Raw genomic sequence first — 26,989 nt, forward strand, 5'->3', positions numbered from 1 at the left:
CTCGACGGGCCGGAGCGAGAGTCTAGGGTCACATATGGCCCCTTATGGTGCAGGTAACGCGAAGGAAGTGACTCAGATGACCGAAACCGCCGATCACCCGGACGCCTACCCGCCGAGTGCGGAGTTCGCTGCCGCGGCGAATGTCGATGCCGGTATCTACGAGCGGGCTGCGCAGGACCGCGAAGCGTTCTGGGCCGAGCAGGCCGACCGCCTGCACTGGCACGAGCGGTGGAACCAGGTACTCGACTGGACCGACGCACCGGTCGCGAAATGGTTCGTCGGCGGCCGGCTCAATGTCGCCTACAACTGCGTGGACCGCCATGTGCTGGAGGGGCGCGGCGACAAGGTCGCGCTGCATTGGGAGGGCGAGCCGGGCGATTCCCGCACCATCACCTATTCCGATCTGCTCACCGAGGTGAGCCGGGCCGCCAACTACCTGACCGAACTCGGGCTGACCGCGGGCGACCGGGTCGCGATCTATATGCCGATGATCCCCGAGACCATCGTGGCGATGCTGGCCTGTGCCCGTCTCGGGCTGCCGCATTCGCTGGTCTTCGCCGGTTTCTCGCCCACCGCGCTGCGCCAGCGGATCGACGACGCCGAAGCGCGCCTGGTCATCACCGTCGACGGTCAGTGGCGACGCGGTAATCCCGCACCGCTGAAAGAAGCCGTCGACGAGGCACTGCTCGCCAAGGGCGATGTGCCCTCCAGCGTCGAACACGTCCTGGTGGTCCGCCGGGTCGGCACCGAGGTCGAGTGGACCGAGGGCCGCGACCTGTGGTGGCACGAGACGGTCGCGCAGGCCGATCCGGTGCACGAGGCGAAGGCCTTCGACGCCGAACATCCCCTGTTCATCCTGTACACGTCGGGGACCACGGGTAAACCCAAGGGCATCCTGCACACCAGCGGCGGCTACCTCACTCAGACCAGCTACACCCACCGGGTGGTCTTCGACCACAAACCCGAAACCGATGTGTACTGGTGCACCGCCGATGTGGGCTGGGTGACCGGGCACAGCTATATCGTCTACGGCCCGCTGGCCAACGGCGCCACCCAGGTGCTCTACGAGGGCACGCCGAATTTCCCCGACGAGCACCGGCACTGGCAGATCATCGAGAAGTACGGCGTCACGATCTACTACACGGCGCCGACGCTGGTGCGCACCTTCATGAAATGGGGCCGCCAGATCCCTGACGCGCACGATCTGTCCAGCATCCGCGTGCTCGGGTCGGTCGGCGAACCCATCAACCCGGAGGCCTGGCGCTGGTACCGGGACGTGATCGGCTCCGGCACCGCCCCGATCGTGGACACCTGGTGGCAGACCGAAACCGGCGCCATCATGATCTCGCCGCTGCCCGGTATCACCGCGACCAAACCGGGCGCCGCCATGACCCCCGTGCCCGGTGTCTCGGCCACGGTGGTCGACGAAGAGGGCAAGACCGTGCGGCGCGGCGAGACCGAAGCCAACGGATATCTGGTCCTGGACCAGCCGTGGCCGTCGATGCTGCGGGGTATCTGGGGCGATATGGAGCGGTACCGGGCCACCTACTGGGATCGTTTCGCCGACCAGGGCTGGTACTTCGCCGGCGACGGCGCCAAACTCGATGTCAACGGCGACCTCTGGGTACTGGGCCGGGTCGACGATGTGATGAATGTTTCCGGTCATCGCATCTCCACCGCCGAAGTGGAATCGGCGCTGGTCGGGCACTCCGGTGTGGCGGAGGCGGCGGTGGTCGGCGCCAGCGACGAGACGACCGGTCAGGGCATCGTGGCCTTCGTGATCCTCACCGCCGAGGCCACCGATACCGGGACCGCGATGGTCGACGAACTCAAGGCCGAGGTGGCCCGCGAGATCAGTCCGATCGCCCGCCCGCGCGAGATCCATGTGGTGCCCGAACTGCCGAAGACACGCAGCGGCAAGATCATGCGGCGGCTGCTGCGCGATGTGGCCGAGGGCCGGGAACTCGGTGACACCTCGACCTTGGTCGATCCGCAGGTCTTCGAATCCATCCGGGCCGGCCGGGCCGACTGACCGAAACCGATCCGGGCGCCCGCCCACGCGAACCTACGGCCTTCTCCGGCCGGTCGGCTTCCGTGGCCGGCGCCCGTTTCGGTTTCGGAACGCGTGCCGTCGACCGTTCACAGAACGGCGACCACCGAGGCCGGCAGCGCCGCGAACCCATCCGGGCCGATCGAAGTGCACATCCACATGCATCTCCTGTCTTCACCGGATGGTCGGCATCCGTAACCGGGGTCCCGAGGGCCCCGATCCGTAGCGCCGGAGGCGACGCCAATAGAATTGCGGAAGGTGTGCCGGGAAGTCTGGTCGGCGAGATTGGGCGCGCGTCTACGGAAGGATTCTTTCACGGCGGGCGCGGTAGACGTCCGTGCGACCGAAAGGTTTCCCCGTGGTCACCAACTCCCGGTTGGAACTCGCCCGATATCTGCGCACCGAAACTGTCGGTGGCGCACTGCTGCTCATCGCGGCCGCGGTGGCGTTGCTCTGGGTGAACTCGCCGTGGGGCCAGAGCTATCTCACGTTCACCGAAACCCACCTGGCCGTCCCGCCGCTGCACCTGGACCTCACCCTGGCGGACTGGGTACAGGACGGGCTGCTCGCGGTCTTCTTCTTCGTGGCCGGTCTCGAACTCAAACGCGAACTCGTCGTGGGCGAACTCGCCGACCCCAGACGCGCCGCGCTCCCGATCATCGCGGCCGTCGGTGGGGTGGTGACTCCGGCGATCATCGCCTACACGGTGGGCTTCGGGGTCGACGGAATGGACCGCGGCTGGGCGATTCCGGTCGCCACGGATATTGCCTTCGCCCTCGCGGTGCTGGCCATGACCGGTTCCCGGATCCCGGCCGGCGCACGAGTCTTCCTACTGAGCCTGGCCGTGGTCGACGATCTGATGGCGATCGTGCTCATCGCGGTACTGTTCACCACCGGATTGGCTTTCACCTGGCTGGCGGCCGCGCTGGCCTGTTGCGCGGGCTGGTGGATCGCACAGCACAAACGGTGGACCTCCCCGCTGATCTATATCCCGTTGGCCCTGGTCTGCTGGTATGCGCTGCACGAAGCGCATATCCATCCGACGCTGGCGGGCGTGGCCTGTGGCCTGCTCACCCGGGTCCGTCCGGACGAGAGCGAAGCCGAAGCTCCGGCCGCCCGCTGGGAACACCGGTTCCAACCCATTTCGGCCGGGCTGTGCGTACCACTGTTCGCGCTCTTCGCGGCCGGGGTGCCGATCAACGCGGAAGTCTTCGGCGATCTGTTCACCGACCGGCTGTCGCTGGCGATCATTCTCGGTCTGCTCATCGGCAAGACCACCGGCATCTTCGGGATCAGCTGGTTGGCCGTCCGCACCGGAATCGCCGAACGGCCTGCGCATCTCGGTTATCGGGACATGTTCGCCCTGTCGGTGCTGGGCGCGATCGGGTTCACCGTTAGCCTGCTGGTGGCGGAACTGGCACTGGAGGACTATCCCGATTCCGCCGAACTCGCCAAGGCCGCGGTCCTGGTGACGTCCATGGCCGCATCGCTGGCCGGTTCGGCGCTACTGTTGCGGCGTGGGCGTGTCCACCGAGCACGGCGCGACGCGGATGCGCTAGAACCAGAACAGTAAGACCGAGCAGGACCGGGACAGGGAGAGGGTCGACCACGTGAGTGTCACACAGGGCGGTAACGGAGACGGTGTACGAGGCGGCACGGTCACCTCGATTCCGCTGTCCGAGATCGACCCGCACGCATCGGCCAGTTTCGGCAGTCTGGTCCGCGACGCCTCCGAGCAGGTCTCGACCCTGGTCCGCGCCGAGGTGGCCCTGGCCAAGGCCGAGGTCACCGGTGAGATCAAGAAGGGCATGCAGGGCAGCGTCTTCTTCATCGGCGCCCTGACCGTGCTGCTGTTCAGCAGTTTCTTCTTCTTCTTCGCCGTGGCCGAGACCCTGGACATCTGGCTCACGCGGTGGGCCGCGTTCTGGATCGTCTTCGCGCTCATGATCCTGGTGACCGCGCTGCTGGCGTTCCTCGGGTACCGCAAGGTGAAGAAGCTGCGCGCGCCGGAGAAGACCATCGATTCGCTCAAGCAGACCCGTACGGTCCTGCCCTCCGGGTTCGGCAGCCACGACGAGCCCAGCGCGCTGGAGAAGACCACGCAGCGGTAGGCGGGACCGGCACACCGCGACGCCCCGGCGTTCACTACGCTCGGACGGCGTGGCGTCGAACTTTCCACCGGACCCGTCCAGCGTGCGCTTCGGCGGCCCCTGGACGCACCGCGATGTGCACGCCAACGGGATACGCCTGCACATCGCGAGTGCCGGACCGGAGCATCCGGACGCGCCGCTGGTCGTCCTGCTGCACGGGTTCGCGGACTTCTGGTGGTCGTGGCGCCATCAGCTCACCGCACTCGCCGAACTCGGCAACCATGTGGTCGCGGTCGATCTGCGCGGCTACGGCGACAGCGACAAACCGCCGCGCGGCTACGACGGCTGGACGCCGGCCGGTGATATCGCCGGGCTGATCCGCGCGCTCGGGCACACCGGCGCGACCCTGGTCGGGCATGCGGACGGTGGCCTGGTCTGCTGGGCGACCGCGGTCCTGCACCCACGGCTGGTCCGGTCGATCGCGGTGGTGTCCTCGCCGCATCCGGCGGCCCTGAAGAGTTCGCTACTCCGGGACAACTCCCAGCGGCGAGCGTGGTTACCGGAGTTCCTGCGCGACCAGCTTCCCCGCTACCCCGAGCACCGGCTCACCCGCGACGACGGTGCCGGAGCCGTGCGGATCCTGGCCGGCCGCGGCGCGCGGTCCTGGGCGCGCACCGCGGAATTCGCCGACAGCGCGAACCGGATGCGTTCGGCCATCCAGATTCCCGGGGCCGCCCACTGCGGGCTGGAATACCGGCGCTGGGCCTTCCGCAGCCAGTGGCGGGCCGACGGTCGCCGGTTCATGGCCGTGATGCGTCAGCCGATCGATATCCCGGTGGTCTCCATGCGCGGCGAATTCGACCGCTACATCCTGCCCGCCACCGTGCACCGCGGCCCGCAGCTGTCGCCGCACCGCCGGGTGGTCACCATCCGGGACGCCGCGCATTTCGCGCATCTGGAGAACCCGGACGCGGTCACCGCGGAGATCGCGAAACTGCTCGCCGGGACGGACCGGCAAAGCCCGGGTCGTTACGCCTGAAGGCTTCGCGGGACCGCCGCGCCTCCGGCGGCGTGCCGGCCGACCAGGCCGGCGTCGTCATGCCGAGGCGCGCCCGACCCGGCCGGCTCCCGGCGTCAGCTCAATACGCAGGGGCCGGTGTCCACCGGCGAACCGGCCGAGGGTGCGATATCGATACGCTCCCGGACCTCGTCGAGGGTGAGCACGTAACCTGTGTCGTCGTCGGTGACGGCAGCGCCGAACACCACGCCCAGTACTCGGCCCTCGGTATCGACCAGTGGTCCACCCGAATTCCCGGCCCGCACCGAGCCGCGCACGGTGTACACCTCACGCTCCACCGTGCCGTCCCGGTAGATGGTGGGGCCGGTCAGGTCCAGCGTCTCGCGCACCCGGGCCGCGCTCGCCGTGTACCGGCCACCGCCCGGATAGCCGAGCACGATCGCGCTCTCACCCGATCCGGCCGGCTCCGGGGCCTGCGGAATGACCGGCGCGACCAACCCGGGCACCGACAGCACCGCGATATCCATGGACGGGTCGAATTCGACGACCGTGGCATCCAGCGGTCCGGCCGCGGAATCCACCGTCACGCTGGTGGTTCCGGCCACCACGTGCGCATTGGTCATCACCCGCTCCGGCGCCACCACGAACCCGGAACCCTCCAGCGCCCGCTGACAGCTCGGTGCCACACCGCGGATACGCAACACGCTCTGCTGCAGGGAACCGGCGACCGGGCTGGCCAGCACACTGGGATCCGGCGGTTCCACCGCGGCGATGGGCGCGCGCCCGAACGGGCCGATCACATCCGGCAGGCCCGAGGTGTTGAGCAGTTTGGAGAACTCGTTGGGTAAGTGGCGCAACCAGTCCGGGGCGACCCGGTTGACGTCGGCGAGTACGCGGGAACTGTTGATCGCCGAGGCGATGGCGGGCTGCGACGAGGTCGCCAGCGGCAGCGCCAGCAGCCAGGCCGTCACCAGCACGGCGCCGGTCTGCAGCACCGCGCCGACCGCGCTGTCGGCACTGCGCGCGAACGGATGGGTCATCCCGCTGCGCGCCGCCCGGCCCAGCACCATGCCGGCGACCTCACCGACGATCACCAGCAGCACGATGAGCAGGACCCCGGCCAGTACCCGGCTGCGGCCCTCGTCGATGTGCACGAGAATGTGCGGGGCGATCAGGATGCCGGCGACCGCGCCGAGCACCACCCCGAGAAAAGCCAGTGCGGACGCCACCGCCCCCTGCCGCCACCCGGAGGAGGCGGCCAGGAGAGCCAATATGACAACCGCTATATCGAGCCACGCCGAGGAGCTCACAACACCATCCCCACCGCGGCCAACGCCTCTTCCAGATCACGCACGTCGGTTCGGTCCCATTCCGATTCCCAGCCCAGTGAAGTCATGAGTCCGGCCAGTATGCCGCCGGTAAGCCCCCAGACCAACATTCCGTCCACCTGGAAGGCCGGACTCCGGTACCCGAGCGCGCTGCGCACCAGGAAGCGGTTGGCCGGGTCGAGGAGGTCCGCCAGCGGAACCCGCACCACGCGATCGGTTTCCGCCCGGTCCACCACCCGCACCTCGCTCGGGGTGCGCCAGTAGGAGATGACCGGGGTGACGTCGAAGCGCGACGGCGGGACGAACAGTTTCGGCAGCGTGGTGATCGGCTGTACGCCGGTCCGCTCCAGGCCGGTTTCCTCCCATGCCTCCCGCAGCGCGGTATCGACCGGGCCGTCGTCGCCGGGGTCCACGGCGCCACCGGGGAACGCCACCTGCCCGCGGTGCTGTCGCATGGTGGACGCGCGCTGGGTGAGCAGGACCTCGGCGTCCGCGGGCAGCCCGCCGGGTGCGGCCGGGTCGCCGGCCGGATCACCCGCGAAGAGCACCAGCACTGCGGCCTCGCGGACTTTGCCCGCCACTGTGCGCCGCAGGATCCGCGTCCGGCCCAGGGTGTCGGAGAAATCGGGCCGGCCCGGCCCCGCCGCCCCACTCAGCCAGGGCGGCACTCGATCGTCGCTCACGGGGCCTCCCTGACTCCCAGCGCGCCTGCCACACTGGCGGCGATATCGTCGGCGTCGCGGAACGGGCGGGCGACATAGTCCGCGATCGAACCGTCCGGGCGGACCAGAACGGTGATCGGCAGGGCCGTCGGGGCCTGTGCGGCGGCGCGGACCCGGGCGTCGGAATCCTGCAGGCCCGGCAGGTGCAACTCGGCGCGTCCCTGCGCCCGCAGATCGTCGTTGAGGGCGGCGAGCAGCGCGAGCGCTTGCGCCTCGTCCGGGTCACTGTGCACGGTGACCACCTGCACCGCGGAGCCCGCCCGGTCGGCGTACTCCTGGAAGTGCGGCAGTTCGGTACGGCACGGCCGGCACCAGTACGCCCACAGGTTGAGCACGACGGGCCGGCCGGTGAGGCGGCCGGGGTACGCCGGCGAGGCATCGGCGAGACAGCTGAGCACCACATCCGTCAGTGGGCCCGGCCGCTCCGCCGGTGCCGAGGCGGTGGGGCATTGCGCGGCCCCGGACGCCGCCCGCAGCGCGGGATCGATCGCCCGGGTGGGCTGCGCGACAGGCCCGGTATTTTCCGAACCACCGCGCGGCCAGAAAGCGATCGCTGCCGCCAATGCCACGATTACCGCCGTCAATGCCCATTTCCAGGAAACCGGTACGCGACTCACCGGCCCACCAGTTCGAGCAGATGCGGCGCCTCGGGTCCCTTCAGGAGTTTGGCCGCCGCTTCCGGATCGGTGGGCCCGGCCCCGAACGAGGGGCAGTCCTTGGCCAGCAGACAGACCCCGCACGCCGGCTTCCGGGCGTGACAGACGCGGCGCCCGTGGAAGATCACCCGGTGCGACAGCATCGTCCACTCCTTGCGCTCGATCAGCGCACCGATCGCGTGTTCGACTTTTACCGGGTCCTCCTCGGCGGTCCACCCCCAGCGACGCACCAACCGGCCGAAATGGGTATCGACGGTGATACCCGGAATTCCGAATGCGTTACCGAGAATCACATTGGCGGTTTTTCGGCCGATGCCCGGTAAACGGACCAGCTCCGCCATCGTGTGAGGTAATTCACCGTCATAGTGTTCGAGAAGTGCCTGTCCGAGGCCGATGAGTGAATTCGCCTTGTTGCGATAGAAACCGGTGGGGCGGATCAGTTCTTCCAGCTCCGCACGGTTGGCCTCGGCATATGCCCGCGCGTCGGGATAGGCGGCGAACAGAGCGGGAGTGGTCATATTCACTCGTACATCCGTGCATTGCGCCGACAGGATGGTGGCCACCGCGAGTTCCAGCGGAGTACCGAAATCCAACTCGCAATGGGCGTCGGGAAATGCGCGCGCCAGAAGCCGGTTCATCCGGCGGGCGCGACGCACCAGACCCAAACGTGTTTCCGCCGGTCGAGTACTGGATTTACGGGTGCGCGCCCCGTCGGCGGCCGGGCGCACGACAGCCGCCTCGGCGGTGCCGGAAATGTCGCTTCCGGCGGTTTCTGAGGGGGAGGTACGCACCCGTCCACCATACGGAACCGTCCGACAACGTTGTCTTCTCAGTTCTACTCCCGTATTCCATCTGAGACCTCGACCGTGTTAACTACCCGGCATGCAAGGACTCGCTGTGGTGCTCTTCCCAGTGGTGTTGATGCTGTTCGCACTCGGCATGGAACGGGTGGAGAACCGTCTGCGCAAACTTCTCGAGCCCGACGAGGAAGTCCAGGCCTACCTGGACAAGGCCAGCAACGCCGAGGTCAACGAGCTGACAAAGCTCGGACTACCGGCGGCGGTCGCGCGTATGCGCCGCCGCCGTAATCGCAGCGAGGAGGCGCGCGAGACCGTCGACATCGCTCGTGCGAGCTGATCGGCATGCCCGTGCGGGCCGATCACACGGGCGGCCGTACCGCCCGGGCTCGTCCACGGTTAACCTTCCTTACGTGGTGTCTGTCACTGCGCGTCGATAAGGCCGCGTAGACTGCACTGTCGGCCGAACCGCATCGGTCCGCCCGACGACTACAGCCATTTCCCTAAGGAGCACATTCGTGGACGAGGCCCTCGCCAGAGCAGGCATCTTCCAAGGCGTTGAGCCCACCGCGGTGGCTGCGCTCGCCAAACAGCTGCAGCCCGTGGATTTCCCTCGCGGCCACGTCATCTTCAACGAGGGCGAACCGGGTGATCGGCTGTACATCATCACTTCCGGCAAAGTGAAGCTGGGCCGCCGGTCCCCGGACGGCCGGGAGAACCTGCTGACCATCATGGGTCCGTCGGATATGTTCGGCGAGCTGTCCATCTTCGATCCCGGGCCGCGTACCTCCACCGCCACCACGGTGACCGAGGTACGCGCGGTGACCATGGATCGGGATGCGCTCAAGTCGTGGATCGATCAGCGACCCGAGATTGCCGAACAGCTGCTGCGGGTCCTCGCCCGCCGGCTGCGCCGGACCAACAACAACCTGGCGGATCTGATCTTCACCGACGTCCCCGGCCGGGTCGCCAAGGCGCTGCTGCAGCTCGCACAGCGGTTCGGCACCCAGGAGGCCGGCGCGCTGCGGGTGACCCACGACCTGACCCAGGAGGAGATCGCCCAGCTCGTCGGCGCCTCCCGCGAGACGGTCAACAAGGCGCTCGCCGATTTCGCGCATCGCGGCTGGCTGCGTCTCGAGGGCAAGAGTGTGCTGATCTCCGATTCCGAGCGGCTGGCCCGCCGGGCTCGCTGACACCGCGGCACCAACTGCCCGGCACGCCCGGGTTCCGCCCGATTGCGGAGAGCGGACCGGCTCCGCCGTCACCGGTTCATACCGGCGCGCTCGGTACTTCCGGCGCTACTACGTAGAACGGGCGGCCCTCCGAGGGTTATCGTCCCCTCGGAGCGCCGCCCGCTGCCGAATGCGCTCGACTCAGTTCTGCGTGTCCCGCTCCGACCGCAGATACGTGAGCTGTGATTCCACCGAACTGCGGGCGGCCGGCCACAGGCTCTCGTCGACGTCGGAGTACACCGTGCGCACCACATCCATGGCGTCCGCGTCGGCACCGAGCTCTGCCAGCGCCGTACGGACCTGTGCGAGCCGCTCGTGCCGATGCGCGATGTAGTACCGCGCCACCGGTTCCACATCCGGATGATCCGGGCCGTGGGCGGGCAGCAGGGCCCGCCCGGCACCGGCTTCGAGCAACCGGTCCATCGACCCCAGATAATCCCGTAGCGTGCCGTCCCGGTCGAGCACCGTGGTGCCGCGGCCGAGAATGGTGTCCCCGCTCAGGACCGCGTCCTCCAGCAGGAAACTCACCGAATCGGCCGTATGCCCGGGAGTGTGCAACACCGTGATCCGCAGCCCCGCGGCCTCGACCACTTCACCGTCGGTCAGCACCGCCACTTCGCCGCGCAGGAACTCCGGGTCCATGGCCCGTACCGGTGTCCCGGTCAGACGCACCAACTCGTCGATACCACCCGTATGGTCGGGATGCCGATGGGTGATCAGCGTGAGCGCCACCGCGCCGCCGGTCGCCTCGGCGATCGCCGCGATGTGCTCCGGGTCGTCGGGGCCCGGGTCCACCACCACACAGTCCGCGCGATCGGGTGATCGCAGGATCCAGGTGTTCGTACCGTCCAGAGTCATCGGTCCCGGATTGTTCGCGAGCAGTACCGACGCCGACGGCGTCACCACACGCAGTTGCCCATAGGCCGGATGGGTGAGTGTCACCACAACACCTCCAATTCGAAAGTCGCCCGTTCGAATCTATGGGCAACGCGGCGGGTCTGCCGAACCGGGAGCGTCCGTGCCGCTCAGCGCACCTCGGCGATGAGTTCGACCTCCACCGGGGTGTTCTTCGGCAGTTCGAAGACGCCGACGGCCGAGCGGGCGTGCGCGCCCGCGGGGCCGAACACCTCACCGAGGAACTCCGAGGCACCGTTGATCACCAGCGGCTGATCGGTGAATCCCGGTGCCGAGGCGACGAACCCGACCACCTTCACGATCCGCACGACCTCGTCGAGGCCGACCAGGTCGTGGACGGCGGCCAGCGCGTTCACCGCGCACCAGCGGGCCGCGGTCACCGCCTCGTCGAGCGAGACCTCGGCCCCGACCTTCCCGATCGCCGACAGCTCACCCGCCACGAACGGCAACTGCCCGGAAGTGTAGACGTGGTTGCCAGTGCGTATCGCGGGCACGTACGCGGCCACCGGAGCCACCACGGGAGGCACCGTCAGGCCGAGCCGGTCGAGGTTGGCCCGCCATTCGGTCCCGGGCCGATTCGATTCGGATTCCGCCATGGCGCTTACTGCTTCGGCCGCTTGAGGTAGGCGACGTGCTGCTCACCGGTCGGCCCGGGCAGCACGGTCACCAGCTCCCAGCCATCGGCGCCCCACTGATCCAGGATCTGTTTGGTCGCATGCGTCAGCAGCGGTACGGTCGCGTATTCCCACCGGGTCACATCGCTCATGCGCACGGAGCCTACTGGGTGCGGCCCGCGAGGCCCACGGCGCGACCTCGGGTCCGGTGATAGAGGGGCGGTCCCGGTGTCTGGTACACCACATCCGCACAAACCGCAGTATGCGGGCATCCGTCCAATGCGAGTTATAGGCTCGCGACCGTGGCAGAACCAACGACGATGTCGGAATCGGCCGAACCGGGCCTGAAGACGGGGTGGCCCGACAGCGCGACGAACGCCCGCCTGCACTACGTATCCGGTAAGGGTGGCACCGGTAAGTCGACGGTGTCCGCGTCCCTGGCACTGGCGTTGGCCGCCGGGGGGCGGCGGGTGCTGCTGGTCGAGGTGGAGAACCGCCAGTCGATCGCCCAGCTGTTCGATCTGCCCCCGCTGCCACCCACCGAGACGAAGATCGCCACCGCCGACGGCGGCGGTGAAGTGGTGGCCCTGGCACTCGATATCGAGCACGCGTTCCTGGAATACCTCGATATGTTCTACAACCTCGGTTTCGCCGGCCGGGCGATGCGCCGGATGGGCGCCATAGATTTCGTCACCACCATCGCGCCGGGCCTGCGCGATGTCATCCTGACCGGCAAGATCAAGGAATGCGTGGTCCGGTCCGACAAGACCGGGCGTCCCGTCTACGACGAGGTGGTCGTCGACGCGCCGCCGACCGGCCGGATCGCCAGTTTCCTCGACGTCACCCAGGCCATGGCCGAACTCGCCAAGGGCGGCCCGATCGCCGCCCAGGCCGACGGGGTGTCCAGACTGCTGCATTCGGACCAGACGGTGATTCACCTGGTGACGCTGCTCGAGGCGCTGCCGGTCCAGGAGACCCTGGATGCCATCGCCGAGCTGCGCGGAAACGATCTGCGTATCGGCAGCGTGATCGTCAACCGCGCCGCGCACAGCCCGCTCGGCGCACAAACCCGGGCCGCCGCGGCAGCCGGTGAACTCGATACCGACGCCGTGCGTGCCGGATTGGAATCCGCCGGGATCACTCTGTCCGCCGCCGACTTCGCGGGTCTGCTCACCGAGACAGTGGAGCATTCGGCCACCCTCGGCGCCCAGGACACCAGCGCGGCCGAACTCCTCGATCTGGAGGTCGCCCGGCTGCTGCTGCCCGCCCTCCCCAACGGTATGGACCTGGGCGGTCTCTACGAACTGGCCGCCCATCTGAGCGAGCAGGGAGTCCGATGAGCACCCGACCGGCCGGTACGGCCCCCCTCGACATCTCGACCATCCTCGGCGACCCGACGGCTCGCGTCGTGGTGTGCTGCGGTTCCGGCGGCGTCGGGAAAACCACCACGGCGGCGGCGATCGCGTTGCGCGCGGCCGAGCAGGGACGCAAGGTCGTCGTCCTCACCATCGACCCGGCTCGCCGACTGGCCCAGTCGCTGGGCGTCGCGGACCTGGACAACAGTCCGCAGCGGGTCGAACTGGGGCCGGAGGCCAAGGGCGAGTTGCACGCCATGATGCTGAACATGCGGCGCACTTTCGACGAGATGGTGCTGGAGCACACCACCGCCGACAAGGCCGAGCAGATCTTCGCCAACCCCTTCTATCAGGCGGTGGCCTCCTCGTTCGGCGGCACCCAGGAATACATGGCGATGGAGAAACTCGGCCAGCTCGCCGGGCGCCGTAAATGGGATCTGATCGTCGTGGACACCCCGCCCTCGCGCAACGCCCTGGACTTTCTCGACGCCCCCAAACGGCTGGGCAACTTCCTGAACGGCCGCATGATCCGGGTGATCATGGCGCCGGGGCGGGGCGTCGGACGGTTCGTCACGGGTGCGATGAGCCTGGCCGTACGCGGGGTGTCGACCATCGTGGGCGGCCAGATGCTCAAGGACGCCTCGAATTTCCTGCAATCGCTGGAATCGCTGTTCGGCGGCTTCCAGGAGCGGGCCAACCGCACATTCGCCATGCTGGCCAAACCCGGTACCCATTTCCTGGTGGTCGCCGCGCCGGAACCCGATGCGCTGCGCGAGGCGTCGTTCTTCGTGGACCGCCTCTCCACCGAACAGATGCCGCTGGCCGGGCTGGTACTCAACCGGACCCATCCGGTGCTGTGCTCGCTGCCCTCGGATCACGCTCTCACGGCCGCCGACGGGCTCGATGATTCGGATCCGCTATCGGCGGGAGTACTGCGCGTCCACGCGCAGCGGGTCGCGACCGCACGGCGCGAACAGCATCTGTTGCACCGGTTCACGGGCGCGCATCCGCGAGTGCCGATCGTCTCGGTGACCGCGCTGCCGTTCGATGTGACCGACCTCGACGCACTGCGAGCGGTCGGGGCGCAATTGGCCGGTACGCAGACTGCCGGGAACCGCTGAACCGTCCGGGCCGGCTCCGCTCGCCCCGACCGGGCAAACCGCCGGGCACTCGAAATCTCGAGTGCCCGGCGGTCGGTAGTCCAATAGGGATTTGGGTTTACATAGCCACCTGATGCTGACGCTGCGCGTGGAAGAAGTCCGACCACGAGGTCACCTCGGGATGCTGTTTGAGCAGCGCCCGCCGCTGCCGCTCGGTCATACCACCCCACACCCCGAACTCGACCCTGTTGTCCAGAGCGTCCGCCCCGCACTCCATCAGAACCGGGCAGTGCCGGCAGATCGTCGCCGCCTTGCGCTGGGCCGCGCCGCGTACGAACAGTTGATCGGGATCCACTTCCTTGCATCGGGCCTGGGCCACCCAGGCGATCCTTGCTTCGGCCTGCTCTACGTCCAATCGAGCGACGGGGGTTGTCATGTGCATTTGGTGTGCCCCTTTGCCAGTCCGAACACCGGGTCACGGCGCTCCGGAATCGCGTCCACAACGCAGCAACCCGAACCCCGCTGCGAAGTGCACCACATTCCACATTGAGTGTTAGCTCTATCACACTGAGCTCTCAATCTAGGTAAAGGTATGCCCATTGCGCAAGACCGAGTGATGACTTTTTGGTACGTCCGTGCCTGCGACCCGGCGGGCGCCACCTGCCCTCCGGCCCGTAAGCGCACGTCAAGAGCCCTGCGCGATACTCCCCGCTCAATACACTGATCAGCTGAGACAACACCCGGCGTCCACACTTCACGAACCCCGAACGGTGACCCTCTACGCTGGTGCTGTGCCGATCACACGTGCGCTCCTCAAGCTGGCGGGCAGCTGTGTACTCGCCTCCGTGCTCGTAGCCGGATTGTTGTTCCCGGTCGCCGGAGGTTTCGGATTCGTCTCGAACCGCGCCGCCGACGCCGTCGACAACGTGTCCGCGGAACTGGTCGAGGGAACCGTCCCGGCCGTGTCCACCATGGTGGACACGGCCGGCAATCCCATCGCCTGGCTCTACGAGCAGCGCCGGTTCGAAGTACCCAGCGACCAGATCTCCAACGATATGAAGCTGGCCATCGTCTCCATCGAGGACAAGCGCTTCGCCGACCACCACGGCGTCGACTGGCAGGGCACCATCCGCGCCTTCCTGACGAACACCAGCAGCGGCGAGGTCCAGCAGGGCGCCTCGACCATCGACCAGCAGTACGTCAAGAACTTCAACCTGCTCGTGGTCGCCAAGACCGACGCCGAACGCCGGGCCGCCATCGAGACCACACCCGCGCGCAAGATCCGCGAGATCCGCATGGCGCTGACCCTGGACAAGGAGCTCACCAAGGACGAAGTCCTCACCCGCTACCTGAACCTCGTCCCGTTCGGTAATTCCTCCTACGGCATCCAGGACGCCGCCCAGACCTACTTCGGTATCGACGCCAAGGACCTGAACATCGCCCAGTCGGCGATGCTGGCCGGAATGGTGCAGTCCAGCTCCAAGCTGAACCCCTACACCAATCCCGAGGGGGTCACCGCCCGCCGCAATACCGTGCTGGACACCCTGATGCAGAACATCCCCAGCCGCGCCGCGGAGTTCCACGCGGCGAAATCGCAGCCGCTGGGTGTGCTGCCCGAACCGAAGGGCCTGCCCCGGGGTTGTATCGCCGCGAGCGACCGCGGATTCTTCTGCGACTACGCCCTGCAGTACCTGGCCGAGGCCGGGCTCAGCAAGGAACAGATCGAGAAGGGCGGTTATCTGATCCGCACCACCCTGGACCCCGCCGTCCAGGATTCGGTGAAACGCTCTGTCAACGCGAACGCCGACCCGCATCTGGAGAACATCGCCTCGCTCATGTCGCTGATCGGGCCCGGCAAGGACAAACACCCGCTGCTGGCGATGGCGAGCAGCCGCACCTACGGCCTGAACCGGGATGCGCACGAAACCCTGCTCGGCCAGCCGTACACGATGGTCGGCGACGGCGCGGGTTCGGTGTTCAAGCTCTTCACCACCGCCGCGGCGATGGAGAAGGGTATGGGCACCAACGCCCAGCTCGATGTGCCGTCCCGATTCGATGCCCGCGGCATGGGTAACGGCGGCGCCCCCGGTTGCCCACCCGAGACGTATTGCGTCGAGAACGCGGGCAACTACCGGTCACCGATGTCGGTGACCGAGGCGCTGGCCACCTCGCCGAACACGGCCTTCGTGAAACTCATCCAGGCCGTCGGCGTGACCCCGACCGTGGATATGGCCGTCCGGCTGGGCCTGCGCTCCTACACCGATCCCGGCACCTCCGGACACGACGACAACCAGAGCCTCGCCGACATGATCAAGGGCCAGAATCTCGGCTCGTTCACCCTCGGCCCACTCGCGGTCAATCCGCTGGAACTGTCGAACGTGGCCGCGACCATCGCTTCCGGCGGAACCTGGTGCCCGCCCTCGCCCATCGCGGAAGTGATCGACCGCTACGGCAAGCCGGTTCCGCTCACCGAACAGGCTTGTGAACAGGTCGTCGAACCGGGTCTGGCGAACACCCTGGCCAATGCCATGGGCAAGGACTCCGCCGGTGGCGGTACCGCCTCGGCTGCCGCCGGAAACACCGGCTGGAACCTGCCTGTCTCGGCCAAGACGGGCACCACCGAAAGCCACCGTTCCTCGGCTTTCCTGGGCTTCACCAATTCGCTGGCGGGCTCGGTCTATGTATACGGCGACAGCCCAACCCCTGGTGAGATCTGCTCCTTCCCGCTGCGAAACTGCCCGGCCAGCGACGCCAACGGCTTGTTCGGCGGTAACGAGCCCGCCCGCACCTGGTTCGGTGCCGTCAAGCCGGTGGTGGGCAACTTCCCGCCCCCGGCCCTGCCGCCGGTCGACGAGAAGTACGTCCGGGGCGCGGAGAACGCACAGGTACCCGATGTCGTCGGCATGACCGCCGGCGAGGCGACCGGAGCGCTCACCGGCGCCGGCTTCAAGGTCACGTCGGTGACCTCGCCCGGTTCGGCGCCCAAGGGGACGGTCACCGGGTCGACACCGAATGGGTCGGCCATTCCCGGATCGCAGGTGACGATCTACCTCAGCGACGGCACCGTCCGCGAACCACCGCCGCCGGGCCGGCCGGCCGCAACGACCCCGAACGCCCCCGGGTTGCCGCTGCCGCCGTTCCTGCCGCCGATCCCCATTCCGGTGCCCATCCCCCGCTGACCCCGGTGGTGCGGGCGCGGTCCTACAGCCGCGCCTTCACCGCCGCCGAGATCCGGGAGCCGTCGGCCTTGCCGGCGGCCAGCCCGGAAGCCACCTTCATGACCTGGCCCATCTGCCGCATCCCGGGTCGTTCGCCGAGTTCCTCGGCCACTTGGGCGATCGCGGTATCGGCCAGGTCGGCGACCTCGGCGTCGGTCAACTGGGTGGGTAGATACTCGTCGATGATCCGGGCCTCGGCGTGTTCGTTGGCCGCCAGCTCACCGCGGCCGGCCTGGGTGTAGATCTCGGCCGATTCGTTGCGTTTCTTCGACTCCTTGGTGAGCACCGCCACCACCTCGGCGTCGGACAGTTCGCGGGCTTCCTTCCCCGCGACCTCGCTCGTCTGGATGGCGGCCAACAGCATCCGCAGGGTGTTCAGCCGCAGCGAATCCTTCGCCTTCATCGCGGCGGTCATATCGGCGCGCAGCCTCGATTTCAGTTCCGACATGGGCAGAACGGTAGCCGCTGCACCCCGCCACGCCCACCGGATAACCCGCGGGGCCGGGCGTGTTCGCTCCTGCGCCGGTCGGTCGTTTCCCGAGGCCACAGGCGTGTCCTCGGCCGCGGGGGTGGGTCATCTGCCCGTCATGTGGCCGAAACTGTGGCTCAACACGCTGCGCGCCCAGCAGCCTGGTCACCTATGCTGGGCAAATGCCCGTGATCTCGACGTCGGTCCTTCGCCGAACCGTATTCGGCGCCGCCGGAGCCGCGGCGGCCGGAGTCGGCTATGCCTCATTGATCGAACGCAATGCCTTTGTCCTGCGCGAAGCCACGATGCCGGTGCTGCGGCCGGGCTCGGCGCCGCTGCGGGTATTGCACATCAGCGATCTGCACATGACGCCCGGGCAGAAGCTCAAACAGCAGTGGTTGCGCGAGCTCGACCGGCTCGAACCCGACCTCGTGATCAACACCGGCGACAACCTGTCGCATCAGAAGGCCGTGCCCGCGGTAGTCCAGTCGCTGGGTGGGCTGCTGTCCCGGCCGGGCCTGTTCGTGTTCGGCAGCAACGACTACTTCGCGCCGGTCCCCAAAAATCCGCTGAAGTATTTCGACAAGAACCACAAACGGGTGCACGGCGCCCCGCTGCCCTGGAAGGATCTGCGCGCGGCGTTCACCGAGCGCGGCTGGCTGGACCTGACGCATACCCGCCGCGATATCGAGGTCGGCGGTATCCGCATCGCCAGCGCCGGCGTCGACGATCCGCATCTGCAGCGCGATCGCTACGACACCATCGCCGGCGCCCCGAACCCGCTCGCCGATCTCCGCATCGGCCTGACGCACTCCCCGGAGCCCCGGGTCCTGGACCGCTTCGCCGAGGACGGCTACGACCTGATCCTGGCCGGGCACACCCATGGTGGCCAGCTCTGCCTGCCGGGGTACGGCGCTTTGGTCACCAACTGCGATATCGACCGGTCGCGGGTCAAGGGCCCGTCCAAATGGGGTGCGCACACCCGGCTGCACGTCTCGGCCGGAATCGGCACCTCCCCGTGGGCGCCGTACCGCTTCTGCTGCCGGCCCGAGGCCACGTTGCTCACCCTCGTCGCCGTCCCGCCCAAACACCCCGCCGCCGATGCCGGCCACGGGGTGTCGGCATCGCGGGCAGTCGCCCGGTAGTCCGCGTCGCTACCGGAAAAGAGGCTCTGAACAGTCGGTTTCTTTTCCGGACCGGACCTGATGTAAGCTATCGCAGGTCCGCTTCACGGGGTGTGGCGCAGCTTGGTAGCGCGCTTCGTTCGGGACGAAGAGGTCGTGGGTTCAAATCCCGCCACCCCGACTCGTGTTGGTCGAGACACGACTAGGCCCCTGACCGTTGGTCAGGGGCCTTTTTCGTATTCCGGGCCGGGTTACACGCCGACGAGTTCGCATCTCGGGCTTCCGGGCTCGTCGAAACGATGACCCGCATAGTTTGCCCACCTTTCGGTTCGATAGCTATCGAACCGGGCCGACATGAGAACCAGCGGTGGTATTCCGCACCGGATGCTCACAGCCGGTGAACGCCGAAGGATTCCGACCTCGCGGCCCCTCGCCCGGACGCAGGATCGGAACGAAGGCCGAAGTCGTCGACGCCCGTGCGTGTCGGCGTTGCCGGAACCGGCCGGGAACTCAGCGTTCCCACGCCCTATCCCGGACGTTCGTCCGAGGTCAGGGCGCTTATCGCCGCTCCCAACCGGGCTCCACTGGGCACTTCCGCGCCCGGGCTGCTCATCCATTGCATCACCAAGCCGTTGAGGATGACGAAGTACAACTCCGCGACGGCCCGTGCCCGGGAACCGTCGAGGCCGGGATAGGACTCGGCGACCAGATCCGCGATCCCGGAGACCGCGGCCTCGTACATCTCCCCCATCCGTGGCTGTTCGCTGGGCGTCCGGTAGATGCGGACCACGTTTTCCATACTTGCCACCAGCACATCCCGATTGCGGTCGAACAGCTCGGCGATACCGTCCCAGATCTCCGGGAACGCCGCGCCCGCCGACCGGCCGGCGGTCGCTCTGATCCGCCTTTCGAGATCGTCACCGATGACCCGGCCGGTCTCGTCGGTGAACGCCTCGGTGAGCAGACGATCCTTCGAACCGAAGTGGTAACCGATGGCGGCCAGGCTTACTCCCGCGGTGGTGGCGATATCGCGGGCCGTGGTGGCGGCGAACCCACGTTCGTAGATGCAGGTACGCGCGGCCGCGAGTAGGTCCTCCTTGTTTCCCATGCCTCCACTCTAACCGCGCATTAGACGTTTGTTCTAGACGTTTGTGCTACATCTGTGTTAGACATACGTCTAAGACATTCGATCCATTCTCTGAGCGAGGACACCGATGACCACACAGACCACCCCGGCCACACTCCGCGTACTCATCTCCGGCGGCGGTATCGCCGGTAACGCGGTCGCCCTGCAACTGCTGCGCGCCGGAATCCGGCCCACGGTGATCGAACGCGCGGCCGCGCCGCGGCCGGGCGGTCAGGCCGTCGACCTGCGCGGACCCAGCCGGGCCGTAGCGGAGCGAATGGGTCTGATGCCGGGCATCCGCCGGCACCAGCTGGACGAACGGGGCATGGTGTACGTGGACTCCACCGGGCGCGAAGCAGCCCGGATGCCGGCCGAACTCTTCGAAGGCAAAGGCGCGGTGGCCGAAATCGAGATCACCCGCGGCGATCTGAACCAGGTCCTGCTGGACGCCCTCGCCGAGGAGACCGCGCGCCCCGGCGCGCCCGGTATCGACTACCGGTACGGCGAATGGATCCACGGACTGCGCGAGCACGCCCACGGCGTCTCGGTAAAATTCGCCTCCGGAGCCACCGAGGAATTCGACCTGGTGGTCGGTGCCGATGGCCTGCACTCCACCACCCGGCGGCTGGCCTTCGGGCCCGAAGAACAGTTCAGCACCTATCTCGGCGGATACACCTCGTACTTCACCATGCCGACCCCGGCGGGGATCCGCCCGCACTGGATGACCGTCCAACTGTTGCCCGGCGGTACCTTCCTCGGGTTCCGGCCGGACGCCGATCCCACGACGGCCAAGGCGATGATCACCATCCGGCGCCCCGCCGACCCCGCACTGCGGCGCGATACGGCGGCCCAGAAGCGGTTGCTGCGCGAAGGTCTCGCGGTCGGTGGCCTGCTGGTCTCCGAAGTCGACGCCGCCATGGACCGGGCCGAGGACTTCTACTTCGACGAACTCGCCCGTATCACCATGCCCCGCTGGACGACCGAGCGGATCGCGCTGGTCGGGGATGCCGGGTACTGCGGGTCACCACTGAGCGGACAGGGCACGGCCATGGCCCTGGTCGGCGCCTACGTACTGGTCGGCGAGATCGTTCGCACACCGGACCGGCCCGCCGCCGCACTGGCCCGGTACGGCGAGATCCTGCGCCCGTTCGTGGAATCCGCCCAGCAGCTCCCGCCCGGTGGGGTGAAGGCCATGACCCCGCGCACCCGAGCGGGTATCCGGGCTTCGCTGGCCCTGGTCCGGCTCACCACCTCCACAATCATGCAGCCACTGATGACCCGCATGCTGTCCGGCACCGACGATTACACGCTGCCCGACTACTCCACCGGCCTCCCCACGGCGGAACAGGGAACTCGGCCGCTGTAACCAGTGGAGAAGGATCGCCGCCGGCGACCGGACCGGCACGGACTCCACCGTGCGCCCTCGGTCCGGAGAACCCGGAGCGGCCGGGCGGCCACCCCACCGGGAGACCTATCTACTGTCGTCTCCACTTTCCCCACCGCAACCACCATCGCCGATTCCTCGAACGGTTACCTTCCGCTGGCAGCGGACCGGATCGACCACACTCGTCGCCGTTTCCGATTCCGCTGCCGAGCATCCGGAAGAGCCGAACTATCGCTCGATGGCCGTCCGAGCCGGTCACCCCGCGAGACCGGCCCGGACGGACGCTGCCGCCCGCCGAGGGGCGGTCTGCCACCTCGCGGGACAGACCGGCCCACCCACCCACACTCCCCGGCTCCCCACCGGTTCCCGCGGCCCCACCCCCAGGGGTTCCGGTGCCTCCCCAGCCCGGAACCGCCTCGCCCCTCCCGGCGGATCCCTCCCCGTATCCGCCCCATCCCCCACCGGGCACTTTCCGGTTCCTCCCCAGGCACCGGTCCGTACCCCACCCCCACCGGCGACGTATCCGGCCACCGCGGCAGCCGGCTACGCCGAGTTCGGTGCGACGACCTGGATCAGGCAGCCGGTCGCTTGCAGGGCGGCGCCCATCTCGCCCGGTTCGGTGCCGCCCGCGCGACCGATCTCCGGCTCGTCGACGCCGAGCAGACCGGCTCGCGCGGCACAGATGGTCGCGGCGCGGTACCGGCTCCGCCCGCCTTGCCGACGGCGACCGCGCACCGCGGCGCGGTCGTCGAATGGGCCGGTGCCGACGACCTCGTCGCCCCTGTTGCCCGGCCGGCCGGAGCGATGCCCGGCTCCTCTTCGGTCGCCGCGGCGGGCTCGGCAGCCGGCGCCACCGCGGCGGTGGCACCGCCCGGAGCGGGCGTGGCGGTCAGCTTGCTGATCATTGCGGGTTCCTCTTCGCGGTGTCCTCGTTACCGGTTGTCCCGGCCTCGACACCAACAATGCGGCCCCGCGCTTGGCAGGCACTTAACGTGAACTTATAACGCTGCGACCACGATTCGTCACAGTGCAGACAAGGTCGGGGCACAGCCGGGGGACCTGCTCCGGGATCGGTGCATCTCGGGCATCATGGAGTTATCCGCTACGACAACAAGTGGGAGTGTGGATGGATACGTTGGTGTTATGGGCCCTGGCCTGTGCGGTCTACTGGTTCGGTCTGCTCTGATCGGGCCCCGCGCCGACAACCCGCCGACACCGCGAGAATCGTGCCGGTAGCTCGCCCCTGAGCCGGTCTTCCGATCGGGCAGGGGCGTCGTGCTGTCCGGGCCCCGAGACAACCGGCCCTGAGGTCGCCCGCCCGTTAGGGTGATCCGCATGGTGCGTTTCGGTGGGCTCCTGGCGGGGGTCACAGCGGTAACACTGATGGCGGGACAGCTCTTCGCGGCGCAGGCACAGGCGATACCGGAAACCGATGGCACGACCGCTCGGTGCGAGGTGTCCTCCGGCCGGGAACCGGCCCGCGCCACGCCGGAACAGGTGGGACTGGACGCGGCCCGGCTGACCGACGCACTGACCTTGGCCGCGGGCCGCAATCGCCTCAACATCCAGGTCTTCCGGCACAACTGCCTGGTCGGTGAGGGCCCGGGCAACGCGCGCACCGGTAATACCCCGTGGAATGTATGGAGCGTGACCAAAAGCGTGGTCTCGCTACTCACCGGGATCGCGGCCGGAGCGGGACGCATCGATATCGAGGCGCCCATCGGCCGGTACCTGCCGCCGGGCCTCGGCGACGCGCAGCGCCGGGCGATCACGGTCGAGAATTTGCTCACCGAGACCTCGGGGATGCGCACCGGCGTGGTCACCGAGGGTCTCACCGGAGCGATACCGCTCGACCCCAACAGCGCGGTCCAGGCACTGGGCGTCCCGCTGGACCACGAACCGGGCACCGTCTTCACCTACAGTCAGCGCACCGTCGACCTGCTGTCGTATGTGCTGGAACTCGCGGTCGGTGAACCGCTACAGGACTTCGCGCAGCGGGAACTGTTCGGGCCGCTCGGCATCGAACGCGGCGACTGGTACTGGGCGCGAGACCGGTCCGGTCACACCTACGGGTACGCGCATCTGCTGATTCCGCCGAACGATCTGGCCAAGCTGGGATTGCTGGTCGCGGGCAGCGGCAACTGGAACGGCCGCCAGATCGTCCCCGCCACGTATCTGTCCCGCGCGACCGCCCCTTCGACGACCAACCCCTGCTACGGGTATCTGTTCTGGACCGGTCCCGGCTGTGCGGAGAACGCGTCGTTCCTGCCGCCGGACACCTATTCGATGGCCGGAATGGGCCTGCAGAACGTCTTCGTGGTCCCGGGCCTGGACCTGGTGGTGGTGTGGACCGGGGTGTTCGGGAACGTGAGCGCCTACGGCCCGGCCGGCGTCATCGCGCACACCGGCGAACTACCGCACGAGTTCTTCCGGCGGCTCATGGCCGCCTTCCTCGAACCTCTGGTCGCCGACCCCGGCCCGTACGTCGAACCGCCGCTGCGCACCGACCCGAACTCCTATATCGATACCGATATCCTGCTCGCGGTCTTCGGCATCGGCGAGTCCGCGTACCCGGGTTGCGATGTTTTCGCCTGCCTCGGGGAACCGCTCGCGGCGCCGTTCGGTGACGCGCCGCCCGGCTGTGTCCTCCTGGTGTGCCTCGGAAACGATCCGCGCACCCCGGGAATCCACTGAGCCGGGCGGCATACCACGCTGTCAGCGATCGGCGAGCAGCACCTCGGCGATCTGGATGGTGTTGAGCGCCGCGCCCTTGCGCAGGTTGTCGCCGGAGATGAACAGTGCCAGCCCACGCCCGTCCGGGACACCCGGATCCTGGCGGATACGGCCGACCAGCGATTCGTCCTTACCGGCGGCGGCCAGCGGCGTCGGTACGTCGACCAGCTTCACCCCGGGCGCCTTGGCCAGGATCTCCTGGGCGCGCTGTACCGACAGCGGATCGGCGAATTCGGCGTTCACCGACAGCGAGTGCCCGGTGAACACCGGCACCCGGACGCAGGTCCCGCTCACCAGCAGTCCCGGCAGACCCAGGATCTTGCGGCTCTCGTTGCGCAGTTTCTGGTCCTCGTCGGTCTCCCCGGAACCGTCGTCCACCAGCGAACCCGCCAGGGCCAGCACATTGAACGCGATCGGGGCGATGTACTTGTTCGGGGCCGGGAAATTCACCGCGCTGCCGTCGTGGGTCAGCTTCTCCGCGTCGTCGATGACCGCGCGGGCCTGCGAGGCGAGCTCCTCGACACCGGCCAGACCGCTACCCGATACCGCCTGATAGCTGGACACGATGAGGCGCTGCAACCCGGCCGCGTCGTGCAGCGGCTTGAGCACCGGCATCGCGGCCATGGTGGTGCAGTTGGGGTTGGCGATGATGCCCTTGACCAGATTGCGGGTCTGCTCCGGGTTGACCTCGCTGACCACCAGCGGGACCTCGGGGTCCTTGCGCCAGGCCGAGGAGTTGTCGATCACGGTGACCCCTGCGGCGGCGAACCGCGGCGCCTGCACCCGCGACATGGTGGCGCCGGCGGAGAACAGCGCGATATCCAGGCCCGCCGGGTCGGCGGTCTCGGTGTCCTCCACCACGATCTCACCGCCGCGCCACGGCAACTTCTTACCGGCCGAACGCGCCGAGGCGAAGAAACGCACCTCGTCGGCAGGAAAATCGCGTTCCTCGAGCAATTTGCGCATCACGGCGCCGACCTGACCGGTCGCGCCGACCACACCTACACGCACACCCATCGCTTATCGCCCCGTTCCGGCGTGAACGACGGCGACCTCATCGCCGCCGAGATCGAACGCGCGATGCAGCACCTGCACGGCGTCGTCGAGTTCGGTGTCCTTGACCAGAACCGAGATGCGGATCTCGGAGGTGGAGATGAGGTCGATATTGATACCGGCCTCGGCCAGCGCCTCACAGAAGGTGGCGGTGACCCCGGGATGGCTCTTCATACCGGCTCCGACCAGCGACACCTTGCCGATGTGGTCGTCGTAGAGCACCTGGGAGAAGCCGATGTCGCTCTGGTATTTGCTCAGCATCTCCACCGCCCGGACGCCGTCGGCCTTGGGAAGGGTGAAGGTGATGTCGGTCTTGCCGGTCTCCACCTTGGAGATGTTCTGCAGGACCATATCGATGTTGATCTCGGATTCGGCCACGTAACGGAACACCTTGGCGGCGTATCCGGGTTCGTCCGGCAGCCCGACCACGGTCACCTTGGCCTCGCTGCGGTCGTGCGCGACGCCCGTCAGGATTGCTTGTTCCAAGGGAATGTCCTCCATCGATCCGTATACGTAGGTGCCCTGCTTGTCGGTATAGGACGAACGCACATGCACGGGCACGTTGTAGCGGCGCGCGTATTCGACGCAGCGCAGCATGAGTACCTTCGACCCGCAGGCCGCCATCTCGAGCATTTCCTCGTAGGAGACCTGTTCGAGCTTCTGCGCATCACTCACGATGCGCGGATCGGCGGTGAAGACTCCGTCCACATCGGTGTAGATCTCACAGACGTCGGCCTCCAGCGCGGCGGCCAGCGCGACCGCGGTGGTGTCGGAACCACCACGACCCAGTGTGGTGACGTCCTTGCTGTCCTGGCTGACGCCCTGGAAACCCGCGACCAGGACGATGGTGCCCTCATCCAGGGCTTCGCGCAGCCGCCCCGGTGTCACGTCGATGATCTTGGCCTTACCGTGCACCGACGTCGTGATGACACCGGCCTGGGAGCCGGTGAACGACCGCGCCTCGGCGCCGAGACTGTGAATGGCCATGGCCACCAGCGCGTTGGAAATGCGTTCCCCGGAGGTGAGCAGCATGTCCATCTCCCGGGCCGGGGGCGCGGGAGAAACCTGCTCGGCCAGGTCGAGCAGTTCATCGGTGGTATCGCCCATAGCCGAGCACACGACGACCACGTCGTGGCCCTGCTTCTTCGTCTCGACGATCCGTTCGGCGACGCGACGGATCCGGTCGGCAGAGGCTACCGAGGATCCTCCGTACTTCTGGACAACGAGTGCCACGAGGGGTCCTCCAATGTCAGCGAACAGGCGATCAGTGCAATAGCGTACCGATGCCGGCCACGCTGTTCCGGAAGTATCCGGCCCGGCTGTGGAATAACACACAGCCGTGTGACGTCACGTTTACCTACTCGCGGACCCGCCGCACGCGCGGGCGGGCCCGACGGGGGCCCGAACGGCTCTTATACCCGATCGAACCAGGTCACCTGCGCTCCGTTGCCGAACTCCTGCCGCCGCACCGGCGTGAACAGCGTGGGCCGGAAAACTCCACCCAGTACGGGGACGCCGCTTCCGGCCAACACTGGATAGCTCTTGAAGACAAGCTGGTCGATCTCCTCGATCAGCGCATTGGCGAGTGTGCCGCCGCCGCAGAGCCAGATGTCCTTGCCCTGCGGCCCCTCCTCCTTCTTGAGCCGCCGCACCAGTTCGACCGGATCGGTGCGCACCAGTTCGATCTCCGGATCGTCTATCGGGTCCAGGCCGGTGGAGACGACATACTGCTTCAGGTGGGCGTAGGGGCTGGTGATCCCCGCCGACAATGCCGGTTCGTAGGTGCCGCGGCCCATGATCAACGTGTCCCAGTGCCGGTTCGGGGCGTCGGCGATACCCGCGTCTTCCCGCATATGCGTGGGGACGGATTCGGGATAGCGCTCGTTGATCCACTCGGCCATATCGGCGCCGAGGGGATAGAAGTCGACCTCTCCGCCGGGACCGGCAATATAGCCGTCGAGGGAGACGGCCACGTAGTAGACGAGCTTTCGCATGAGATACCGCC

26 protein-coding genes and 1 tRNA gene are annotated in these 26,989 nt (G+C 67.8%); 13 read left to right on the plus strand and 14 right to left on the minus strand.

Translation table 11 applies throughout. The annotated features are described in order from the left end of the window. Positions 1-76: 76 nt before the first annotated feature. The 4 genes from acs (at position 77) to AB0H42_RS09530 (ending at position 5,179) form a co-directional block, all read left to right on the plus strand. Positions 77-2,032, plus strand: coding sequence for an acetate--CoA ligase (acs, locus tag AB0H42_RS09515; protein WP_357052365.1), 1,956 nt, complete (start codon positions 77-79; stop codon positions 2,030-2,032). A 376-nt stretch (positions 2,033-2,408) separates the two neighbouring features. Continuing rightward, on the plus strand, positions 2,409-3,623 hold the full coding sequence (gene nhaA, locus AB0H42_RS09520) for a Na+/H+ antiporter NhaA (protein WP_357052368.1): 1,215 nt from the start codon (positions 2,409-2,411) through the stop codon (positions 3,621-3,623). A gap of 37 nt (positions 3,624-3,660) precedes the next feature. After that, a complete protein-coding gene (locus AB0H42_RS09525) occupies positions 3,661-4,161 on the plus strand; it encodes a phage holin family protein (RefSeq protein ID WP_357052371.1) in 501 nt (166 codons plus the stop codon). A gap of 49 nt (positions 4,162-4,210) precedes the next feature. Next, entirely contained in the window at positions 4,211-5,179 is a 969-nt protein-coding gene (locus tag AB0H42_RS09530; RefSeq protein ID WP_357052375.1) for an alpha/beta hydrolase, read from the plus strand. A gap of 95 nt (positions 5,180-5,274) precedes the next feature. Here the strand turns inward: AB0H42_RS09530 and AB0H42_RS09535 are convergent, their stop codons facing one another. From AB0H42_RS09535 to nth, 4 genes are all read right to left on the minus strand, one after another. Beyond that, positions 5,275-6,468, minus strand: a complete 1,194-nt coding sequence (locus AB0H42_RS09535) for a MarP family serine protease (protein ID WP_357052378.1) — start codon at positions 6,466-6,468, stop codon at positions 5,275-5,277. Next, a complete protein-coding gene (locus tag AB0H42_RS09540; protein WP_357052818.1) occupies positions 6,465-7,097 on the minus strand; it encodes a CoA pyrophosphatase in 633 nt (210 codons plus the stop codon). The genes AB0H42_RS09535 and AB0H42_RS09540 overlap by 4 nt, the downstream gene beginning before the upstream one ends. A 68-nt stretch (positions 7,098-7,165) precedes the next feature. Next, positions 7,166-7,825: a TlpA disulfide reductase family protein gene (locus tag AB0H42_RS09545; RefSeq protein WP_357052382.1), complete on the minus strand. Its 660-nt coding sequence runs from the start codon at positions 7,823-7,825 to the stop codon at positions 7,166-7,168. Further along, positions 7,822-8,592: an endonuclease III gene (gene nth, locus AB0H42_RS09550; RefSeq protein ID WP_357052821.1), complete on the minus strand. Its 771-nt coding sequence runs from the start codon at positions 8,590-8,592 to the stop codon at positions 7,822-7,824. The genes AB0H42_RS09545 and nth overlap by 4 nt, the downstream gene beginning before the upstream one ends. Before the next feature lie 169 nt (positions 8,593-8,761). On the opposite strand from nth, the gene AB0H42_RS09555 reads away from it, so the two are divergent. Next, the gene (locus tag AB0H42_RS09555) at positions 8,762-9,001 is read left to right on the plus strand and encodes a hypothetical protein (protein ID WP_081877169.1); all 240 of its coding nucleotides are present in this window, start codon (positions 8,762-8,764) and stop codon (positions 8,999-9,001) included. A 178-nt stretch (positions 9,002-9,179) separates the two neighbouring features. Next, on the plus strand, positions 9,180-9,854 hold the full coding sequence (locus AB0H42_RS09560; RefSeq protein WP_030524212.1) for a Crp/Fnr family transcriptional regulator: 675 nt from the start codon (positions 9,180-9,182) through the stop codon (positions 9,852-9,854). 180 nt (positions 9,855-10,034) lie between these two features. Here the strand turns inward: AB0H42_RS09560 and AB0H42_RS09565 are convergent, their stop codons facing one another. The 3 genes from AB0H42_RS09565 to AB0H42_RS09575 all read right to left on the minus strand — a co-directional run bounded on the left by AB0H42_RS09565 (position 10,035) and on the right by AB0H42_RS09575 (position 11,574). Continuing rightward, positions 10,035-10,835: an MBL fold metallo-hydrolase gene (locus tag AB0H42_RS09565; protein WP_357052385.1), complete on the minus strand. Its 801-nt coding sequence runs from the start codon at positions 10,833-10,835 to the stop codon at positions 10,035-10,037. An 83-nt stretch (positions 10,836-10,918) separates the two neighbouring features. Further along, positions 10,919-11,404, minus strand: a complete 486-nt coding sequence (locus tag AB0H42_RS09570; protein WP_357052388.1) for a RidA family protein — start codon at positions 11,402-11,404, stop codon at positions 10,919-10,921. Between the two features lie 5 nt (positions 11,405-11,409). Beyond that, positions 11,410-11,574, minus strand: coding sequence for a DUF4177 domain-containing protein (locus AB0H42_RS09575; RefSeq protein ID WP_357052391.1), 165 nt, complete (start codon positions 11,572-11,574; stop codon positions 11,410-11,412). 168 nt (positions 11,575-11,742) lie between these two features. Here AB0H42_RS09575 and AB0H42_RS09580 point away from each other — a divergent pair, with 168 nt between their 5' ends. Next, a complete protein-coding gene (locus tag AB0H42_RS09580; protein ID WP_357052824.1) occupies positions 11,743-12,762 on the plus strand; it encodes an ArsA-related P-loop ATPase in 1,020 nt (339 codons plus the stop codon). Then, positions 12,759-13,898: an ArsA family ATPase gene (locus tag AB0H42_RS09585; RefSeq protein ID WP_357052394.1), complete on the plus strand. Its 1,140-nt coding sequence runs from the start codon at positions 12,759-12,761 to the stop codon at positions 13,896-13,898. Before AB0H42_RS09580 ends, AB0H42_RS09585 begins: the two co-directional genes overlap by 4 nt. Positions 13,899-13,995: 97 nt before the next feature. Here AB0H42_RS09585 and AB0H42_RS09590 read toward each other — a convergent pair whose 3' ends face one another. After that, positions 13,996-14,319, minus strand: coding sequence for a WhiB family transcriptional regulator (locus AB0H42_RS09590; protein WP_030524217.1), 324 nt, complete (start codon positions 14,317-14,319; stop codon positions 13,996-13,998). A 349-nt stretch (positions 14,320-14,668) separates the two neighbouring features. Between AB0H42_RS09590 and AB0H42_RS09595 the strand changes: the two genes are divergently transcribed. After that, entirely contained in the window at positions 14,669-17,056 is a 2,388-nt protein-coding gene (locus AB0H42_RS09595; RefSeq protein WP_357052397.1) for a transglycosylase domain-containing protein, read from the plus strand. A gap of 22 nt (positions 17,057-17,078) precedes the next feature. Here AB0H42_RS09595 and AB0H42_RS09600 read toward each other — a convergent pair whose 3' ends face one another. After that, positions 17,079-17,543 carry a GatB/YqeY domain-containing protein gene (locus AB0H42_RS09600; RefSeq protein WP_030524219.1) on the minus strand — a complete coding sequence of 155 codons (465 nt, stop codon included), beginning with the start codon at positions 17,541-17,543 and terminating at the stop codon, positions 17,079-17,081. A gap of 203 nt (positions 17,544-17,746) precedes the next feature. Here AB0H42_RS09600 and AB0H42_RS09605 point away from each other — a divergent pair, with 203 nt between their 5' ends. Both AB0H42_RS09605 and AB0H42_RS09610 read left to right on the plus strand, forming a co-directional pair. Further along, positions 17,747-18,709 (plus strand): metallophosphoesterase, encoded by a 963-nt coding sequence (locus tag AB0H42_RS09605; RefSeq protein ID WP_357052400.1) that lies wholly within the window; start codon positions 17,747-17,749, stop codon positions 18,707-18,709. 86 nt (positions 18,710-18,795) lie between these two features. Then, a tRNA-Pro gene (locus tag AB0H42_RS09610) sits at positions 18,796-18,869 on the plus strand. Positions 18,870-19,214: 345 nt separating this feature from the next. Here the strand turns inward: AB0H42_RS09610 and AB0H42_RS09615 are convergent. Beyond that, positions 19,215-19,796, minus strand: coding sequence for a helix-turn-helix domain-containing protein (locus tag AB0H42_RS09615; protein ID WP_357052404.1), 582 nt, complete (start codon positions 19,794-19,796; stop codon positions 19,215-19,217). A gap of 106 nt (positions 19,797-19,902) precedes the next feature. On the opposite strand from AB0H42_RS09615, the gene AB0H42_RS09620 reads away from it, so the two are divergent. After that, positions 19,903-21,180 carry an FAD-dependent monooxygenase gene (locus tag AB0H42_RS09620; protein WP_357052407.1) on the plus strand — a complete coding sequence of 426 codons (1,278 nt, stop codon included), beginning with the start codon at positions 19,903-19,905 and terminating at the stop codon, positions 21,178-21,180. A gap of 561 nt (positions 21,181-21,741) precedes the next feature. Here AB0H42_RS09620 and AB0H42_RS09625 read toward each other — a convergent pair. After that, positions 21,742-21,933, minus strand: coding sequence for a hypothetical protein (locus tag AB0H42_RS09625; RefSeq protein ID WP_357052410.1), 192 nt, complete (start codon positions 21,931-21,933; stop codon positions 21,742-21,744). 600 nt (positions 21,934-22,533) lie between these two features. Between AB0H42_RS09625 and AB0H42_RS09630 the strand changes: the two genes are divergently transcribed. Further along, entirely contained in the window at positions 22,534-23,892 is a 1,359-nt protein-coding gene (locus AB0H42_RS09630; RefSeq protein ID WP_357052413.1) for a serine hydrolase, read from the plus strand. A gap of 21 nt (positions 23,893-23,913) precedes the next feature. Here the strand turns inward: AB0H42_RS09630 and AB0H42_RS09635 are convergent, their stop codons facing one another. From AB0H42_RS09635 to AB0H42_RS09645, 3 genes are all read right to left on the minus strand, one after another. After that, complete coding sequence (locus AB0H42_RS09635; protein ID WP_357052417.1) at positions 23,914-24,948, minus strand: aspartate-semialdehyde dehydrogenase; 1,035 nt, start codon at positions 24,946-24,948, stop codon at positions 23,914-23,916. A gap of 3 nt (positions 24,949-24,951) precedes the next feature. Next, a complete protein-coding gene (locus tag AB0H42_RS09640; RefSeq protein WP_357052420.1) occupies positions 24,952-26,217 on the minus strand; it encodes an aspartate kinase in 1,266 nt (421 codons plus the stop codon). A 179-nt stretch (positions 26,218-26,396) separates the two neighbouring features. Continuing rightward, complete coding sequence (locus AB0H42_RS09645; RefSeq protein ID WP_357052423.1) at positions 26,397-26,978, minus strand: dihydrofolate reductase family protein; 582 nt, start codon at positions 26,976-26,978, stop codon at positions 26,397-26,399. Positions 26,979-26,989: the final 11 nt, after the last annotated feature.

This window comes from Nocardia sp. NPDC050799 (assembly GCF_040654015.1).
Lineage (GTDB): Bacteria > Actinomycetota > Actinomycetes > Mycobacteriales > Mycobacteriaceae > Nocardia.

What these genes read in the sequence shown, in the direction of transcription:
- AB0H42_RS09600 (WP_030524219.1), bottom strand. Translation starts at nt 17,543, where the DNA reads ATGTCGGAACTGAAATCGAGGCTGCGCGCCGATATGACCGCCGCGATG.
- AB0H42_RS09635 (WP_357052417.1), bottom strand. Translation starts at nt 24,948, where the DNA reads ATGGGTGTGCGTGTAGGTGTGGTCGGCGCGACCGGTCAGGTCGGCGCC.
- AB0H42_RS09570 (WP_357052388.1), bottom strand. Translation starts at nt 11,404, where the DNA reads ATGGCGGAATCCGAATCGAATCGGCCCGGGACCGAATGGCGGGCCAAC.
- AB0H42_RS09630 (WP_357052413.1), top strand. Translation starts at nt 22,534, where the DNA reads ATGGTGCGTTTCGGTGGGCTCCTGGCGGGGGTCACAGCGGTAACACTG.
- AB0H42_RS09620 (WP_357052407.1), top strand. Translation starts at nt 19,903, where the DNA reads ATGACCACACAGACCACCCCGGCCACACTCCGCGTACTCATCTCCGGC.
- AB0H42_RS09585 (WP_357052394.1), top strand. Translation starts at nt 12,759, where the DNA reads ATGAGCACCCGACCGGCCGGTACGGCCCCCCTCGACATCTCGACCATC.
- AB0H42_RS09575 (WP_357052391.1), bottom strand. Translation starts at nt 11,574, where the DNA reads ATGAGCGATGTGACCCGGTGGGAATACGCGACCGTACCGCTGCTGACG.
- AB0H42_RS09605 (WP_357052400.1), top strand. Translation starts at nt 17,747, where the DNA reads ATGCCCGTGATCTCGACGTCGGTCCTTCGCCGAACCGTATTCGGCGCC.
- acs (WP_357052365.1), top strand. Translation starts at nt 77, where the DNA reads ATGACCGAAACCGCCGATCACCCGGACGCCTACCCGCCGAGTGCGGAG.
- AB0H42_RS09645 (WP_357052423.1), bottom strand. Translation starts at nt 26,978, where the DNA reads ATGCGAAAGCTCGTCTACTACGTGGCCGTCTCCCTCGACGGCTATATT.
- AB0H42_RS09590 (WP_030524217.1), bottom strand. Translation starts at nt 14,319, where the DNA reads ATGCACATGACAACCCCCGTCGCTCGATTGGACGTAGAGCAGGCCGAA.
- AB0H42_RS09615 (WP_357052404.1), bottom strand. Translation starts at nt 19,796, where the DNA reads ATGGGAAACAAGGAGGACCTACTCGCGGCCGCGCGTACCTGCATCTAC.
- AB0H42_RS09580 (WP_357052824.1), top strand. Translation starts at nt 11,743, where the DNA reads ATGTCGGAATCGGCCGAACCGGGCCTGAAGACGGGGTGGCCCGACAGC.